Genomic DNA, 17,978 nt, shown 5'->3' with positions numbered 1-17,978 from the left:
TGGATTAAATTATCTCGCTTAAACTGGATTTTTCTTGTGACTTTGAACAAACTCGTTTAGAATGCTCGCTCCTTTTGTTTGGACAGATTCCATAGTCCAAACCAACTATAATAGGTAGTGGTTTAATGAAAACTCTCAGCGCTAAGCCAGCTGAAGTTCAACATGACTGGTATGTTGTTGATGCTTCTGGCAAAACTTTAGGTCGCCTTGCGACTGAAATCGCTCGTCGTTTACGCGGTAAGCACAAAACTTCTTATACTCCTCACGTTGACACTGGCGATTACATCGTTGTGATTAATGCTGAACAAGTTCAAGTGACTGGTAAAAAATCACTTGATAAGAAATATTATCGCCATACTGGTTTCCCTGGTGGTATCCGTGAGACTAACTTCGAGAAGTTAATCGCTCACAAACCTGAAGCTGTTCTTGAAAAAGCGGTTAAAGGCATGTTACCAAAAGGTCCTCTTGGTTATGCAATGATCAAAAAAATGAAAGTGTACGCTGGTACTGAGCATCCGCATGCTGCTCAACAGCCACAAGTTTTGGACATCTAAGGGATACAGCACATGGCTACTAATTATGGTACAGGTCGCCGTAAGACCGCAACTGCACGTGTTTTCTTGTCAGCTGGTACAGGTAAACTCGTTATTAACAACCGTACTTTAGAGCAATATTTCGGTCGTGAAACTGCTCGTATGGTTGTTCGTCAACCTTTAGAACTTTTAGAAGTTACTGAAAAGTTTGACCTTTACATTACTGTTAAAGGTGGTGGTATCGGTGGTCAAGCTGGCGCGATCCGTCACGGTATTACTCGTGCGCTTATCGCTGCTGACGAAACTTTAAAACCTGTTCTACGTCAAGCTGGTTTCGTTACTCGTGATGCTCGTGAAGTTGAACGTAAGAAACTTGGTTTACGTAAAGCTCGTAAACGTCCTCAATTCTCTAAACGTTAATTCGTTTATCGAGTTGGACAAAAAGCCTTGGATTTTTCCAAGGCTTTTTTATTACGTAAATAAAAGCATTAAATGCAAACTTATAAATATAAACAAACTATCTCTTTAGAACCGTGATTTCCTAGAGTATTTTTAGTATCCTAATCGATTCACTCAACCACGTCGTCTTGTGATATGTCGGTCGAAAACACCTCTATTCAGGGGATTACCCTTTACAGTCATGCTGATGATTTCCGTTCTCACTGGATTCGTTTCTTATTAGCAGAAAAACAAATCAAATATCAATTGATCGTAACTGACCATGAAGACGAAGATTTGGCCAGTTTAAATCCTTATAACCAATTACCGATGCTGGTAGAACAAAATCTTAAGTTATTTTCAGCTCCTATTATTGCTGAATATTTAGATGATCGTTATCGTCAAAGTAAGCTGTATGCCGATGCACCTATGATGCGTGCAGAACAGCGTCAGTATATCTGGAGGCTTGAAAACGACTGGTTCAAGTTAGCAGATCACATGTTAAAACATGCAGACACTCTAAATGTTGAACAAAAGCAAAAAGCTCAAAAAGAACTACGTGAAACATTAATTTCACTTACTCCCCTATTTCAGCATTTTCCGTTTTTCATGTCTGAGAGTTTTACAATCTTAGACTGCATGCTTGCCCCTATCTTTTTAAGATTAAATAGCATGGGAATTGATTTACCCAAACAGCACTGTCGACCTATATTTTTGTACTGTAAACGTATCTTTGAACGGCCTTCTTTTGCTAAATCGATGACGCCTCAAGAGAAAAACCGTTACAATGAACTATTAAATATGGAATAGCGTGATATGTCTGAGCAAACTATTGATTTAACCCCTACACGTCCTTATCTTGCTCGTGCAATCTATGAATGGATTTGTGATAACCAACTTACGCCTTATCTATTAGTTGATGCGACACAGCCACATACCGATGTTCCACAACAATTTGTTAAAGATGGACAAATCGTTTTAAATATCGTGCCGCATGCTGTTCATCAATTACTTATTACCAATGAAGCTATTACCTTTTCAGCTCGTTTTGGGGGAGCATCAAAAGATATTTATGTTCCTATTCAAGCTGTTCTAGGGATTTATGCACGTGAGAATGGACAAGGTTTATTCTTTGACCCTGAAGAATATGCCAATGTAATGCCTATAGAAGATACAGTAGAGTCAGAAGTACAAGAAGCAACTGAAACAACATCGACTAAGAAAAAACCGACGTTAAGAATTTTAGATTAAATTTAGAGGAAGAAAGCATGGCATTTGATTTAGTCCAATACTTTGCTGAGCAGATAAAAATTCAAAAGCCTCAGCTTTTAAATCAATATCCAGTTAATGAAAAAAATAAACTGATTGATGAGGTGAATATTCTTACGCTTGGAAAACTGATTAGTTTATGGCGTCAGAATGACAATAAGATTTATCAAGAAATCAAAACCTCAGATCCACTTTATATTCAAGAAGTTGCTCGTCATTTAACGACTTCTAAACATAATCAGTCGACTTTAAAAAATTCAGAACTCGAACAGAGTATTTCTGAAATTTTAACTTTGCAGTTAGCAGAACTTAACCAGCTCGATGAGACAGGTGGTTTTGGGCATAATGGCTTAAAAGAATTAATTTTAGGTCAGATCGAGCATTTATCAGGTCAAGCAGAAGATTGGGTTTGGTCAACAAACCATCTAAATGAATTAATTGGTTCTAAACCTGTGGAACAAGAAGAGCTATCATTGGATGCAACAATGAAGGAGTTCAACCAAATGGTTCACCAAGCCCAACCTCATCATGATGACGTGCATATTGAAGAACAAGCTGTCGAAATTTCTGTACCTACATGGTCAAAGATTATTGCCCCTGTAGTTGCTTTAGCGATTTTGGGCTATTTGTACTGTGCTTATACACAATTAATTGCTTAAGAATTTGCCTATGCAATCCGCTAAATGCCACCCATAAAAGGTGGCATTTTTTATTAGATTTGAATCGTAAATAACATTTGCCGTTTTTTTACTTGTTGCCCTTGTTGACCTAAAACTTCATCAACCACCCCATCAACATCAGATTTAATCTGCTGTTGGATTTTCATGGCTTCAAGAACTAGTAAAGTTTGACCTTTCACGACTTGATCACCTTTATCAACCAAGATATTCACTACAGCGCCATCCATCGGAGCACGAATTTTGCCATCGCCGGGCACATCCACTATTTCTGGGGCAGCATAAGTTACGTTGCGAATTGCAACATTGCCATTATCTCGATCTAAATAAAGTTGATCATCATCCAGCACATATTGCACACGGCGACGTACACCATCCATTAAATAAACTAATTGTTCTGCCGTTCTTTCGAGCACTTCAATACATACTGATTGATCGCAGAGCTGTACCGTAAACGTATTATTTAGCGATGAAAGCTGCAATTGAACTTGCTGATCATCATATTTAAGCTTTAATGGTAATGGCACACCTAGGCCAGTTTGCCACATTGCCGTACCGTTACTTTGGCTAAATAATGCCGCAGCAATTGCTAAAGTTTCTAAAGATAGAACCTGCTTATGTAGACTGCTGTCATTTTGAAAATGCTGTTGAATGAACGCAGTATTGGTATCACCAGCAACAACAATTGGATGTCGCAGTAAATTGACCAAAAACTGTTTATTGCTATTTACACCTAGCAAAACACTATCATCCACAGCACGAGCGAGTAAGCGAATCGCATCCTCACGCGTTTTACCATATGCGATCACCTTTGCTACCATCGGATCGTAAAACGGACTAACCTCATCAGTTACTAACATCCCATGATCAATCCGTACATTTGGCAAAGTTGCTGGCTGCCAACGCAGAACTTGTCCTGTTTGTGGTAAGAAATCTTGCCGTGGATCTTCTGCATACAGGCGCACTTCAATTGCATGCCCAGTTAAGGTCAACTCATGTTGTTGTAAGGGCAACTGCTCGCCATTGGCAACACGCAACTGCCACTCAACTAAATCTAAACCTGTAATGAGTTCAGTAACAGGATGCTCTACCTGCAAACGGGTATTCATTTCTAAAAAATAAAATGTACCTGATGCATCAAGTAAAAACTCAACAGTTCCCGCACCTACATACGCACATGCTTTAGCTGCTGCTACAGCGGCCTCACCCATTTGCTGGCGTAGTTCAGAAGTCATGACTGGACAAGGTGCTTCTTCAACAACCTTTTGGTGCCGTCGCTGAATTGAACAATCCCGTTCAAATAAATAAACATAATTGCCGTGTGTATCACCAAAAACCTGAATTTCGACATGGCGCGGCGCAATCACTGCTTTTTCTAAAATAAGCTCACCTGAACCAAAAGCATTTTCAGCTTCTGAACATGCTGTTTGTAATGCCTCAATCAATTCAGATGACTGCTGTACCAAACGCATCCCGCGGCCACCACCGCCCGCGGAGGCTTTGACCATAATCGGAAAGCCAATCTGCTCAGCTTGTTTCGCTAAATACTCAAGGTCTTGTCGGTCACCTTCATAGCCCGGCACACAAGGAACGCCTGCTTCAATCATGGCAATTTTTGAGAGTCGTTTACTCCCCATGAGCTCAATTGCAGAAGCTGTTGGCCCAATAAACGTAATCTGGTTATCGATACATGCCTGAGCAAAATCAGTATTTTCTGACAAAAAACCATAACCGGGGTGAACAGCATCTGCCCCAGTTTTTTTACAGGCTTCGATAATTTTAGCAATGGAAAGATAAGACTCGGATACTTTAGATGCCCCAATGTAAACAGCTTCATCGGCTTCTTGTACATGCCGAGCGTTACGGTCTGCATCAGAATAAACCGCCACAGTTTGATAGCCCATTGCTTTGGCTGTTTGCATAACTCGAACTGCAATTTCACCACGATTGGCAATCAGTACTTTTGAAAATTTCATTATTTTTATCCTTATCTCTTATGACTCATCAGCCCAATTTGGCAAACGTTTTTGGATAAAAGCCATCGTCCCTTCTTGTCCTTCAGCTCCACCAACTGCTTGGGCAAACTGCTGAGCTGCGTCATCGAGCAATTCATTTAAAGGTTCATTAAGTGTTCGATGTAACAGTGCTTTAGTCACACGCGAAGCTTGAGGAGCTACTCGTTTAATTTGCTGAATCGTTTCTTGTAAAGCTTGTTCGAGTTCAATTTCATTATGTGCAATTTGATGAACCACACCGACATTCAGTGCCGTATGCCCTTCAAAGCGCATACCTAATAAAGCTAATCGACGAGCCTGAGTTAGACCAATACGTTTCACTACAAAAGGAGCAATTTGCGCAGGAATCACACCCAGCCCAGTTTCAGGTAAACCAAACTGAGCATTGTCACGGCTAATGGCAACATCGGAAACACATGCTAGACCAAAACCACCTCCTAACACCGCGCCTTCTAAAATCACCACAACCGTTTGCGGTGCAGCTTCAACTTGCTCAAGCATGGCACCAAAACGGCGGTTAAAATCCACATAAGGTTGTAGACTGCCAACATTAGCTGCCTCAACACGTAAAGCTGCCATGTCTTTGATGTCACCACCCGCACAAAAAGTTCCACCTTCACCACGGATGATGACCGCACGAATCGTAAGGTCATCGCGAATGACAGAAAAAATTTGCTGAATTGCATTGACCATATTCAGGTTCATGGCATTGCGACTCTCTGGTCGATTTAACCAAAGGTATAAAATACCGCCGTCTTGTTCTAATTGAATACTGTCATCTATATCTAAAACTTGTAGAGATGCTGAAAGTGTCATGGTCGTTCCTTATTTTTATTTCTGTTTTTTAGGTAGGATGTCCATCAACTTACAGATAATCCCCAACATAATCTCATCTGCCCCGCCACCAATTGAACCTAAACGACCATCGCGATACAGCTGAGATGCAGGGTTATCCCACATGAAGCCATTGCCGCCCCAATATTGCAGACAGCTATCGGCAACTTCACGGCTTAAACGTCCAGCTTTTAGTTTTGCCATAGAAGCCAGTTTGGTCACATCTTCACCCGCAATATGCTGCTCACACGCTTGGTAGGTGAGTGCTTTAAGTGCTTCTACTTCAGTCATAAGTTCAGCAAAACGGAAATGAATATATTGGTTATTGATGAGTGGTTGACCAAAAGTGGTACGCTCTTTGGTATAGTCGATGGTCTTCTGGATTAAATTTTCCAAACCACCTATAGCATTAGCACAAGCCCATAAACGCTCTTCCTGAAATTGCATCATTTGCATCATAAAGCCCATGCCTTCAACGCCAACCAAATTACGCTGTGGTACACGGACATTGTCCAAATAAACTTGCGCTGTGGTCGTTGAACGCATCCCTAATTTATTAAGGGGCTCTGAAAAACTAATCCCTTTCGTTTTTGCTGGCACAATAATCATTGACTTATTAACGTGGGGTTTATCATCAGACGTGTTAGCTAAAAGACAAAAGAAATCAGCTTGCAATGAGTTGGTAATCCACATTTTACTGCCGTTAATAACGTAGTCATCGCCATCTTTTTTAGCTATGGTTTTAATAGCAGCAACATCTGAACCAGCATGCACTTCTGACACTGCAATTGATGCCACATACTCCCCGGCAATCGCTGGTGTTAAAAACTCATCACGTAATTCTTTACTACCAAAACGGGCTAAAGCTGGTGTTGCCATATCGGTTTGCACACCAATCGCCAAAGGCACGCCACCACAAGCTGCATAGCCAATTTCTTCAGCAACCACAAGGTTATAAGAATAGTCTAGAGCTAAACCGCCATTTTCTTCTGGCTTACAAATTCCTAATAAACCAAGATCACCCATCTTCTTAAATACTTCATGGATTGGGAAACGTCCCGCAGCCTCCCATTCTGGAATATGTGGATTCAACTCATTTTGAACAAATTGACGAGCTGTACGGCGCAATGCTTCATGTTCGGCAGTAAATTTCATGGTGTTATTCCTATTAATTTTTTTAATTGCGGTAAAGGTTGATTAAAAACGAGATACACCAAAACGAGTTGGATTCAACTCTCTTTGCTGTGCTTCATAAATAGTTTGTAAAAGGAAAATTAATAATTTTCGAGTGTCTCGCGGGTCAATAATGCCATCATCATGTAGCATGGCCGTATTGAAAAGTGCGGTAGATTGCTGCTGTAATTTCATCGCCGTACTTTGCTCAAGAAAATCGAGCATTTGCGGATTCGGCTCCTGCCCTGAAGCTTTTTGCTTTCCTTCAGCCACAATGCGTAGTACCTTTCCAGCCTGTGCAGAACCCATTACAGCAACATGCGAATTCGGCCAAGCAAAAATAAAATCTGGTGATAAACTCCGACCACACATCGCATAGTTACCAGCACCATATGACCCAGCCACAACAATTGAAATTTTAGGTACAGTACAATTGGCAACCGCTTGAATCAGTTTCGAGCCGTGTTTGATAATACCGTTTTGCTCTGCGTCAGTTCCTACCATAAAACCTGTGGTGTTATGCAAAAATAATAATGGACGCTTAGTCTGTTCACACAGATGTATAAACTGCGCTGCCTTCGCTGCCCCTTGAGGTGTAATCGGGCCATTATTAGTAATAATTCCTATATGTAGTCCACCAATTTTTGCCCAGCCACATACTGTTAAATCATCATATTCCTGTTTAAATTCTAGAAAATCCGAATCATCAATAATACGAGCAACCACTTCTTTCATATTGAATGGTTGTTTAGGGTCACTTGGAATAACACCCAACAGTTCCTCGGTATCGTAACGAGGTTCTTTATAAGTCGTTTCAACTGGCTTGATTTGCTCTTTCCAGTTCAGGTGTTCAAAAATTTCACGTGCCAACCGAATCCCATCAGCATCATTTTCAGCCAGATATTCTGCTGTTCCAGAAATCTGTGCATGCATTTCTGCCCCACCTAATTCCTCGGCTGTTGCCACTTCGCCCGTGGCAGCCAAAAGTAAAGGCGGACCTGCAAGCAACATCTCGGTTTGCTTACGCACGGCAATGACATAATCTGAAAGACCAGGTTGATAAGCACCACCTGCCGTTGCATTACCATGCACTACAGCAAGCTGTGGAATACCTGCTGCAGAAAGACGTGCCTGATTGGCAAAAGTCATGCCGCCATAAGTAAATACTTCAGCAGCATAATTAAGATTAGCTCCACCACTTTCAGTCAGCGTAATCAGTGGGAGTTTTTGTTCTAATGCAATTTTTTGCAAACGCAAAGTTTTTTGTACACCCATAGGTGACATGGTTCCGCCTTTAATTGCGCTATTGCTTGCAGATACTAGACAACGCACACCGCTGACAAAACCAATGCCGGCAATCACGCCGCCACCCGCCTCAGAGCCATCTTTATCATCATGCATGTTGTAACCGACCAAACCACACAGCTCAACAAAAGGTGAATCGGCATCGAGCAACAACCGTACACGCTCATGCGGCAAAATCTTACCTTTCTTATCGAACTTCGGTCTGGCAGCATATGACTTTTCAATACTTTTTTGCTGAATTGCACGTACTTCATTCAACTGAGCAAGTAGTACTTCTTTATTGTTTTGATACTGTTCACTGCCTACTGCAATCTCTGATGGAAGAATTGTCATCGTTATTCCTCCTCGGTTTGTTTTTTAAAAATTTCAGGAATAAATGCACGGTGGAAACCGTTATAAGACTGACTATTTGTTGCCTCACCTAGTGGATACATACGTGTACCTTGTGATGCTGCGCCATCAATACGCAAAGTCACACCCGACACAAAAGCCGCAGCATCAGATAGTAAATAACAAATCGCTGAGGATACTTCTGACTCGGTTCCCATACGTTTTAACGGCACATTGCCAGCAAGACTTGGAATAATCACTTTGGCAAAATCACCGCTATAATTATCCATACCAGATGAGACAATCCACCCTGGTGCAACCGCATTTACACGTACACCAGATTTCCCCCATTCGACCGATGCTGTTTTGGTTAAGTTATCAACTCCCGAACGCGCAGCGCCAGAATGTCCCATTCCCGGCATTCCACCCCACATATCGGCAGTCATGTTGACAATACTGCCACCATGTTTTGCCATCCATTGGTTATAAGCTTCGCGCATCAAATAGAAAGTCGCATGCAAGTTATTACGCACAACTGCGTCAAAACCATTTGCAGAGATATCCTCTAAAGCTGAGGGGAACTGGCCGCCCGCATTGTTCACCAAACCATCCAATTTTCCGAATTTTTCAATCACTTCGGCAATCATATTTTTCACTTGTTCTTCTTCACGGTTATCACAAACAATGAAATGAACCAAACCACCATCTTCTATAATTTCTCGGCTTACCTTTTCCAGTTTTTCAATTTTGCGTCCTGTAATCACCACTTGTGCACCCAAAGCAGCGAGCTCATGTGCAGTACAACGGCCAATTCCTGAGCCACCGCCTGTCACAATAATGACTTTATTGGCGAAAGCATCTGGTCTAAAAATTGATTGATAACTCATCTTTGTTTCTTCCATTTATTTTATTTTTCTAAAAGCTGTGCAGGAACTTTGACAGGCATATCCAATAATTGCTGTGCAAATGCTTTACCTTGTGGGTCAATACGCAAACTTGCAACCCCACCACCACCTAAAGCATTTTCCAGCATAAAGTTCAGTGCATTTAAACCCGGTAACTCATAACGAATCACTCGCCCTTTCTCTGCATCCAAAACATGCTGCATATAGCTTGCCACCGCCTGTTCAGTCAGTGCCGCACGAATCCATGGTAAATATTCTGCTTTACGCGCAATCACACCGATATTGCTATGATTACCTTTATCACCACTGCGGGCATGTGCAATTTCAATCAAAGGAACTTCAATTTCATCTCCTTGATAAACTGCATTTTCCCCTGCTGTTAATGTAGGTAATTGCTCTGTAGAAATTCTTTGTGGAACCTCAACTGGATAACGTTTGCCTTCAAAATCGATTTCGACATTAACTTGATTTTTATCAATTAAAAATGAAAATAACTTAATGACTGGAGACGCTTTTGGACGTCCTCCAACAATTCCTGCCAAGGCTGGAGCCATGCCTGTAGAGGCCTGTGCAATTTCAGAAGCAAAGAACATACAGGCTTCTTTAAACATGTGTTTTACAGCGATTTTAACGACCACTTCACGACTATTTAATGCCTGAGCATGTCCACCATAGGTACTTTCAATCCCTAAGATTTCAACCGATTTTTCACTAAAAGGTGGCACTGAGCGCATTGCTAAAACCCGCTCACATTTATTCAAAATCGCATCGGCAATGACTTGTGCTTTTTGAGGAGCTTCGCGACCTGCAATTAAAAAACTGACTAAAACCCGATAGCCATCTGGGTAAGTCGCACTGACTTTATACTGCGCAGTCGGTGCTTGTCCTTTTGCCCCTGTCACACGAACTCGATGTTCCCCGACTTGCTCTAAATGCACCTGACTAAAATCCGCAATTACATCGGGTAATAAATATGCTTGAGGATTACCAATTTCATAAACAATTTGCTCAGCAACAGTTGCCGTAGATACCAGACCTCCTGTCCCCTGTGGTTTAGTCACAACAAATGAGCCATCTTCACTCACTTCAACGACTGGAAACCCCATATTGTCGAAGCCATGAACTAAGCGCCAGTCGGTAAAATTACCACCTGTACATTGTGCACCACATTCAATCACATGGCCTGCCAGCGAACCTTGTGCCAATTTGTCATAATCATCAAGCGACCATTGATATTCATGAAGTAACGGAGCAAGTACCACAGCAGAGTCAACTACGCGACCCGTAATCACAATATCGGCGCCTAAGTCTAAGGCATCACGAATAGCAACCGCACCTAAATAGGCATTACTGCTCGCTAGCTGATCTGGCAAAGCTTCCCCGCTAAACATTTCCCGAATATTTTGCTGCTTGAGTTGTTCATGCTGTGCTAAAAGATCATCACCTAAAACCACGGCAACCCTCAGATCTAGACCATATTCTTTAATTATTTTTTGCAAAGCATCTCGACATGCCAATGGATTAACACCACCAGCATTACTAATGACCTTAATCTTTTTTTCTGCAATTTTTTTTACTAGAGGCGCCATCACCCGACTGACAAAGTCCAATGCATAGCCATGTTTTGGCTCTACCATTTTCGCTTTTGCCATAATCGACATGGTGATTTCTGATAAGTAATCAAAAACCAAATAATTAATATCAGCTAAATGTACTAATTGGAAAGCGGCAGTATTGGTATCCCCCCAAAAACCTGAGGCACAACCTATTTTTACGACACGCTTATCATCCTGCTGATCACTTGCCATTTTATTTCTCATTATTTTGTTTAAAAATTACACTCAACATTACCAAGCAAGCGCTTGGTTTGTAAAGAGCAAAATGTTATTGTGAAACTGACTAAAACTGCCAAACTTAACTATTAAGTGGAAACAGAAGAAAATTTGGCAAATTTTTCCGTTAAGTATTTTTATATAAAGGATTTAGCTTTCGTATGATTGCGACTTCAATTGAACAGATTCCAAATATCTCTTGTTTTGATGACAGCCCACGTGGTCGTTTATTACATGGGGCTGCCTATCTATTTCACAAACAAGGTTATGACAAAACCACTGTACGCGAACTTGCTCAATTTATTGGGATTCAATCAGGGAGCTTATTTCATCACTTCAAAAGTAAAGATGACATCCTTGCTCACGTAATGGAAGAAACCATTATTTACAATCTTGCTCGTTTAGAAGATGCAGCAGCTCAATCTACCGATCCAGAACAACAATTACGTGCCCTGATTAAAGCTGAACTCATTTCAATTACCGGAGATACGGGTGCAGCCATGGCTGTTTTGGTTTATGAGTGGTTTGCTCTGTCAAAAGAAAAACAAAATTATCTTTTAAAAATGCGTAATGAATATGAGCAAATCTGGCTAGATATTATTGAAAAGTTGCGCACTCAGGGCAAAATAAAACATGATGCCTTTATTTGGCGAAGATTAGTTGGTGGTGCGATTTCATGGACCGTAACTTGGTATAAATCTGAGGGCAAAGTTAAAATTGATGAGTTAACGGAAATGGTTTGGGAAATGGCTTTGAAATAAAAAAAGGTGGCTCAATGACCACCTTGTAAGATCAATAACTCAACTGTTTACTAATCAAATCTTTCATAATTTCTTCGGCACCACCACCAATCATATTGACCTTCACTTCACGGTAAATACGTTCAGACTTAGTCCCACGCATAAATCCCATGCCTCCCAAAGTTTGTACTGCTGCATCAGCACAAAATTGCATAGTACGAGTCGCAACATTTTTAAGCATTGAAATTTGCGCCACTAACTCAGGTCCTTGTAATTTCGGCTGAGTCATTTTCCACGCAGTTTCTTCAAGCAATGCCCGTGTTGAGGTCAATTGCGTTGCCATATCTACTAGTTTATGACGAACCACTTGATGATCAATTAATCTTTTACCAAAAGTTTTACGTTGCTGCGCCCAGTCTAAAGCTTCTTCGTAACAGACTAAAGCATAACCATAAGCCACCACGCCTAAGAAAAAACGCTCCATATTAAAGTTATTCATAATGACTTTAAAGCCAGCATTTTCTTTGCCAAGAAGATGTGATGCAGGAACTCGTACTTGATCAAAATGCAAATGAGCTGTATCAGAAGCCCACCACCCCATTTTCTTCAAAGGTGTTTTAGTGATCCCCGCACTGTGCGCATCAACGAGCAACATTGAAATACCTTCAGCACCTGTTTTTGTCGGATCTGTACGCACTGCAACTGTATAGTAATCTGCACGAATTCCCGACGTAATAAAGGTCTTCTCACCAGAGACAATATAATAATCACCATCACGAATGGCTTTAGTTTGTAATGCGGCTACATCAGAACCACCACCCGGTTCTGTAATTGCTAGTGCAGAAATTTTTTCACCAGAAATAATACCTGGCAGGACTCTAGCTTTTAACTCCTCACTTCCAAAGTGCTGAATTGGCGGAGCACCAATTGTATGTACCATTAACGAGATATGCACTCCCCCCGAACCCGCCTTTGCCATTTCGATACCAGCCAGTAATGAATAAAATGGATCTGCATCTGGAATGCCACCATATTCTTCAGAAAAGCCTAGTCCCAATAGACCAATTTCAGCAGCCTTTCTATAAAGCTCTCTAGGAAATGTCTCAGCTTCATCCCATTCATTAACGAAAGGTGCCATTTCTTTTTGTACAAATCGACGAACATTATCAGAAAAAGCAATATGTTGTTCATTATAGTAAATTGGGTTGAGTTGCATGTGTAGAAATGTCCTGATGTTTTTATTTAAATCCAGCACTTATCTTGTCATGTTTGCCCTCAATCAAAAGTTGCAAGAATCTCCATTTTCTTGGCATAAAACATCAAATAGAATTATTTTTATTTGAGTGAAACACCTATACTCTTAAGCAACAGCGAAAACCACGGACAGCATAATATGATTGTGCTCCATTATGATAAATAAAGACTCGACCATAGCGACGATCAGCAAAAAGCGCTCCGCCTAATTTACGAATCTCCGCTGTGGTTGCAATCCAACTTGATGTTTTAAGGTCAAACTCTTCAATCTGTTGCAATTGATAATACTGCTCTTCTGTTAGGAGTTCGACTCCCATTTCCTGAGCCACATCTATTGCACTGCTTTTAGGAGGATGATCTTTTCTAGATTGTAAGGCCTCACGATCATAACAAAGGCTTCTACGACCTTTGGGTGTTTCAGCAGAGCAATCTACAAATAAATATTCATCTTTTTGCTGGTTATACGCGACAACGTCTGGCTCTCCCCCTGTATTCTCCATTTCTTGCAATGACCACAATTTTTCTGGTGACTCTATTAATTTTGTTCGCACATTTGTCCACTCAATTTCTTTATGGCGATGTGAATTCTTTTCAAATCTAGCTTTTAATAGTTCAATTAAAACCTCTATTTGTTTTGGAGATAACTGGTTTTTAGTTGTCATGGAATAAATCCTTATATTTCTTAAACTGAACGTCCATCAAAATAATTAATTTTCTTTCTTTAATATCTAGCGCTTCTCTGCCTCGAACATTAATTGCAGAGTAGAACTAAATCCAATATCTCTACATTAGGTTCCATAGTTAAGATAATAAATAATCTTTTACTATATATTTAATTCCAAAAGTGTCCACAACGCTTACATCTATTACCATTTTTAAAAGAAAATAAAGGTAGACCGAAAAACATAAACGCTATAAAGGCAGATTTTTTTCCTTTTGAGCCTCATAAGGAAACGAGAAAGTTTTAACTACGATCTATTGCATATTAAATTTCTAATTAGGTAAATAATTTTAGATTAGCTTTATTTCTTTATAATTTGACTCAATTTTAATGTTTGAAGAATTGGCGATTAAGTTTCCACTTAATTCCCCACAAATATATCTTATAGGCATAAAAAAACACCCCTGACCATTGAGTCGGGGGTGTTTAGAATAATGAGCTGGCGATGACTTACTCTCACATGGGTAACCCCACACTACCATCAGCGCTAAGAGGTTTCACTTCTGAGTTCGGGAAGGGATCAGGTGGTTCACTCTTGCTATGGTCGCCAGCACAACTGGTATGGATACTTGCTTCGTTTTATTCACATGGTGATACGTTGCGTTTTCCAAATCTTTACAGACGGGCTGATTGAATCTGACTTTATCTGTTCATTTTAGCTAAGCGTTTAACTAAATCAAGTTGCTTTGCATGTTTATGAATCGATTGATGCTTCATATACAACTGCTTGGGTGTTGTATAGTCAAGCCTCACGAGCAATTAGTATTGGTCAGCTTCACATATCACTATGCTTCCACATCCAACCTATCAACGTCCTAGTCTCGAACGGCTCTTTAGAGGAATAAATTCCTAGGGAAATCTTATCTTGAGGTAGGCTTCCCGCTTAGATGCTTTCAGCGGTTATCCCTTCCGAACATAGCTACCCGGCGATGCGACTGGCGTCACAACCGGTACACCAGAGGTTCGTCCACTCTGGTCCTCTCGTACTAGGAGCAGATCCTCTCAAATTTCCAGCGCCCACGGTAGATAGGGACCGAACTGTCTCACGACGTTCTAAACCCAGCTCGCGTACCTCTTTAAATGGCGAACAGCCATACCCTTGGGACCTGCTTCAGCCCCAGGATGAGATGAGCCGACATCGAGGTGCCAAACACCGCCGTCGATATGAACTCTTGGGCGGTATCAGCCTGTTATCCCCAGAGTACCTTTTATCCGTTGAGCGATGGCCCTTCCATACAGAACCACCGGATCACTAAGACCTACTTTCGTACCTGCTCGACTTGTGGGTCTCGCAGTTAAGCGCGCTTTTGCCTTTATACTCTACGCGTGATTTCCGACCACGCTGAGCGCACCTTCGTACTCCTCCGTTACTCTTTAGGAGGAGACCGCCCCAGTCAAACTACCCACCAGACACGGTCCTCGTCCCGGATAACGGGACAGAGTTAGAACCTCAACATTACCAGGGTGGTATTTCAAGGACGGCTCCATTGGAACTAGCGTTCCAACTTCAAAGCCTCCCACCTATCCTACACAAGTAAGGTCAAAGTTCAGTGTCAAGCTGCAGTAAAGGTTCACGGGGTCTTTCCGTCTAGCCGCGGGTACACTGCATCTTCACAGCGATTTCGATTTCACTGAGCCTCTGCTGGAGACAGCGCCGCCATCATTATGCCATTCGTGCAGGTCGGAACTTACCCGACAAGGAATTTCGCTACCTTAGGACCGTTATAGTTACGGCCGCCGTTTACTGGGGCTTCGATCAAGAGCTTCGCTTACGCTAACCCCATCAATTAACCTTCCAGCACCGGGCAGGCATCACACCCTATACGTCCACTTTCGTGTTTGCAGAGTGCTATGTTTTTAATAAACAGTTGCAGCGGCCTGGTTTCTGCGGCTGTCGTCAGCTCAGGAAGCAAGTTCCATCACCAACAACAGCGTACCTTCTCCCGAAGTTACGGTACCATTTTGCCTAGTTCCTTCAGCAGAGTTCTCTCAAGCGCCTTGGTCTACTCGACCTGACCACCTGTGTCGGTTTCGGGTACGATTCCTGTGTAACTGAAGCTTAGAGACTTTTCCTGGAAGCATGGTATCAGCCACTTCGCTGTACAAGTACAGCTTGCTATCGGATCTCAGTATAGAGTACCCCGGATTTGCCTAAGATACATACCTACATCCTTCCACCTGGACAACCAACGCCAGGCTGACTTAACCTTCTCCGTCCTCTCATCGCATTACACAGAAGTATTGGAATATTAACCAATTTCCCATCGACTACGCCTTTCGGCCTCGCCTTAGGGGTCGACTCACCCAGCCCCGATTAACGTTGGACTGGAACCCTTGGTCTTTCGGCGAACGGGTTTTTCACCCGTTTTGTCGTTACTCACGTCAGCATTCGCACTTCTGATACCTCCAGCATACTTCTCAATACACCTTCATCGGCTTACAGAACGCTCCCCTACCACTTGACTAATGTCAAATCCGCAGCTTCGGCACATAGTTTTAGCCCCGTTACATCTTCCGCGCAGGCCGACTCGACTAGTGAGCTATTACGCTTTCTTTAAAGGGTGGCTGCTTCTAAGCCAACCTCCTAGCTGTCTATGCCTTCCCACATCGTTTCCCACTTAACTATGATTTTGGGGCCTTAGCTGGCGGTCTGGATTGTTTTCCTCTTGACTACGGACGTTAGCACCCGCAGTCTGTCTCCCGGATAGTACTCATAGGTATTCGGAGTTTGCATCGGTTTGGTAAGTCGGGATGACCCCCTAGCCGAAACAGTGCTCTACCCCCTATGGTATTCGTCCGAGGCGCTACCTAAATAGCTTTCGGGGAGAACCAGCTATCACCAGGCTTGATTAGCCTTTCACCCCTATCCACAAGTCATCCCCTGGCTTTTCAACGACAGTGGGTTCGGTCCTCCAGTTAGTGTTACCCAACCTTCAACCTGCTCATGGATAGATCGCCTGGTTTCGGGTCTATACCCAGCAACTAAACGCCCTATTAAGACTCGGTTTCCCTACGGCTCCCCTATACGGTTAACCTTGCTACTGAATATAAGTCGCTGACCCATTATACAAAAGGTACGCAGTCACACCACGAAGGTGCTCCCACTGCTTGTATGCATGCGGTTTCAGGATCTATTTCACTCCCCTCACAGGGGTTCTTTTCGCCTTTCCCTCACGGTACTGGTTCACTATCGGTCAGTCAGGAGTATTTAGCCTTGGAGGATGGTCCCCCCATATTCAGACAAGGTTTCACGTGCCTCGCCCTACTCGTCATCATTATGTGTGCCCTTTCGTGTACGGGAATATCACCCTCTACGTTCGCACTTCCCAGAGCGTTCCACTAAAACACACATAACTTAATGGGCTGATCCCCGTTCGCTCGCCGCTACTGAGGGAATCTCAATTGATTTCTTTTCCTAAGGGTACTGAGATGTTTCACTTCCCCTCGTTCGCCTTGCAACACTATGTATTCATGTTGCAATACCTACCTTAAAGTAGGTGGGTTTCCCCATTCAGAAATCTCCGGATCAAAGGATATTTGCCGCCTCCCCGGAGCTTATCGCAGGCTATTACGTCTTTCATCGCCTCTGACTGCCAAGGCATCCACCACATGCACTTAATTACTTGACTATACAACCCCAAACAGTCGTCAACACCTACAAGTGAGTGTTGTCCGTGCGATTCTTCATCGCTACTATCTGTTGTCTGTGTACTTAAACACTGTACAGCTTCAATCTAAATTCATATACCAAAACGCTTGATTCAGTTAATTTGCTAGTTCTCAATTCATTCAGATTAATTGCTTAATCTAAACTCTTGAGTGAACAATTTATTTCAGACTCAATTTTGCCAATCTGTTAATGAATAAACATGCCTTCGTCAGGTCATGCTTAATACCGTGATATTTAAATCACAGAAGTTAATAAACCAAGATCATATAATCTCTATTTACT

Annotated in this window: 14 protein-coding genes, 2 rRNA genes and 1 pseudogene; 6 read left to right on the top strand and 11 right to left on the bottom strand. The window is 42.1% G+C overall.

Annotated elements, in window-relative coordinates:
- The first annotated feature begins 125 nt into the window (after positions 1-125).
- From rplM to SOI81_RS02415, 5 genes are all read left to right on the top strand, one after another.
- Complete coding sequence (rplM, locus tag SOI81_RS02435) at positions 126-554, top strand: 50S ribosomal protein L13 (protein ID WP_002117832.1); 429 nt, start codon at positions 126-128, stop codon at positions 552-554.
- Between the two features lie 12 nt (positions 555-566).
- Positions 567-953, top strand: a complete 387-nt coding sequence (gene rpsI / locus SOI81_RS02430) for a 30S ribosomal protein S9 (RefSeq protein ID WP_002048725.1) — start codon at positions 567-569, stop codon at positions 951-953.
- A gap of 174 nt (positions 954-1,127) precedes the next feature.
- Positions 1,128-1,781 carry a glutathione S-transferase N-terminal domain-containing protein gene (gene sspA / locus SOI81_RS02425; protein ID WP_224993883.1) on the top strand — a complete coding sequence of 218 codons (654 nt, stop codon included), beginning with the start codon at positions 1,128-1,130 and terminating at the stop codon, positions 1,779-1,781.
- A gap of 6 nt (positions 1,782-1,787) precedes the next feature.
- Positions 1,788-2,222: a ClpXP protease specificity-enhancing factor gene (sspB, locus tag SOI81_RS02420; RefSeq protein ID WP_016143018.1), complete on the top strand. Its 435-nt coding sequence runs from the start codon at positions 1,788-1,790 to the stop codon at positions 2,220-2,222.
- Between the two features lie 17 nt (positions 2,223-2,239).
- Positions 2,240-2,899 (top strand): hypothetical protein, encoded by a 660-nt coding sequence (locus SOI81_RS02415; RefSeq protein WP_224993885.1) that lies wholly within the window; start codon positions 2,240-2,242, stop codon positions 2,897-2,899.
- Between the two features lie 53 nt (positions 2,900-2,952).
- On the opposite strand, the gene SOI81_RS02410 is transcribed toward SOI81_RS02415, so the two are convergent.
- Genes SOI81_RS02410 through SOI81_RS02385 form a run of 6 tightly spaced genes read right to left on the bottom strand, consistent with a single transcriptional unit; the run spans position 2,953 to position 11,287 of the window.
- Positions 2,953-4,893, bottom strand: a complete 1,941-nt coding sequence (locus tag SOI81_RS02410) for an acetyl/propionyl/methylcrotonyl-CoA carboxylase subunit alpha (protein WP_320541182.1) — start codon at positions 4,891-4,893, stop codon at positions 2,953-2,955.
- Positions 4,894-4,911: 18 nt separating this feature from the next.
- Positions 4,912-5,748, bottom strand: a complete 837-nt coding sequence (locus SOI81_RS02405; protein WP_320541181.1) for an enoyl-CoA hydratase/isomerase family protein — start codon at positions 5,746-5,748, stop codon at positions 4,912-4,914.
- A gap of 15 nt (positions 5,749-5,763) precedes the next feature.
- Complete coding sequence (locus SOI81_RS02400) at positions 5,764-6,921, bottom strand: acyl-CoA dehydrogenase family protein (RefSeq protein WP_320541180.1); 1,158 nt, start codon at positions 6,919-6,921, stop codon at positions 5,764-5,766.
- A gap of 42 nt (positions 6,922-6,963) precedes the next feature.
- Positions 6,964-8,577, bottom strand: a complete 1,614-nt coding sequence (locus tag SOI81_RS02395) for an acyl-CoA carboxylase subunit beta (RefSeq protein WP_320541179.1) — start codon at positions 8,575-8,577, stop codon at positions 6,964-6,966.
- A gap of 2 nt (positions 8,578-8,579) precedes the next feature.
- Positions 8,580-9,461, bottom strand: a complete 882-nt coding sequence (locus SOI81_RS02390) for an SDR family oxidoreductase (protein WP_320541178.1) — start codon at positions 9,459-9,461, stop codon at positions 8,580-8,582.
- Between the two features lie 20 nt (positions 9,462-9,481).
- Positions 9,482-11,287, bottom strand: a complete 1,806-nt coding sequence (locus SOI81_RS02385; RefSeq protein ID WP_320541177.1) for an acyclic terpene utilization AtuA family protein — start codon at positions 11,285-11,287, stop codon at positions 9,482-9,484.
- 185 nt (positions 11,288-11,472) lie between these two features.
- Between SOI81_RS02385 and SOI81_RS02380 the strand changes: the two genes are divergently transcribed.
- Positions 11,473-12,072 carry a TetR/AcrR family transcriptional regulator gene (locus SOI81_RS02380; protein WP_262458102.1) on the top strand — a complete coding sequence of 200 codons (600 nt, stop codon included), beginning with the start codon at positions 11,473-11,475 and terminating at the stop codon, positions 12,070-12,072.
- A gap of 31 nt (positions 12,073-12,103) precedes the next feature.
- On the opposite strand, the gene SOI81_RS02375 is transcribed toward SOI81_RS02380, so the two are convergent.
- From SOI81_RS02375 to SOI81_RS02355, 5 genes and pseudogenes are all read right to left on the bottom strand, one after another.
- Positions 12,104-13,267, bottom strand: a complete 1,164-nt coding sequence (locus tag SOI81_RS02375) for an acyl-CoA dehydrogenase family protein (RefSeq protein WP_320541176.1) — start codon at positions 13,265-13,267, stop codon at positions 12,104-12,106.
- A gap of 136 nt (positions 13,268-13,403) precedes the next feature.
- Positions 13,404-13,967 (bottom strand): DUF4256 domain-containing protein, encoded by a 564-nt coding sequence (locus SOI81_RS02370; protein WP_320541175.1) that lies wholly within the window; start codon positions 13,965-13,967, stop codon positions 13,404-13,406.
- A gap of 170 nt (positions 13,968-14,137) precedes the next feature.
- Positions 14,138-14,245: pseudogene (locus tag SOI81_RS02365) on the bottom strand (DUF2007 domain-containing protein); the annotation flags it as partial.
- A 218-nt stretch (positions 14,246-14,463) separates the two neighbouring features.
- Positions 14,464-14,578, bottom strand: a 5S ribosomal RNA gene (rrf, locus tag SOI81_RS02360).
- Between the two features lie 186 nt (positions 14,579-14,764).
- A 23S ribosomal RNA gene (locus tag SOI81_RS02355) occupies positions 14,765-17,655 on the bottom strand.
- Between the last annotated feature and the right edge of the window lie 323 nt (positions 17,656-17,978).

The sequence above is a fragment of the Acinetobacter pittii genome (assembly GCF_034067285.1).
Lineage (GTDB): Bacteria > Pseudomonadota > Gammaproteobacteria > Pseudomonadales > Moraxellaceae > Acinetobacter > Acinetobacter pittii_E.
The sequence above is the reverse complement of the archived record's forward strand: the minus strand, read 5'-3'. Positions and strand labels throughout refer to the sequence as shown.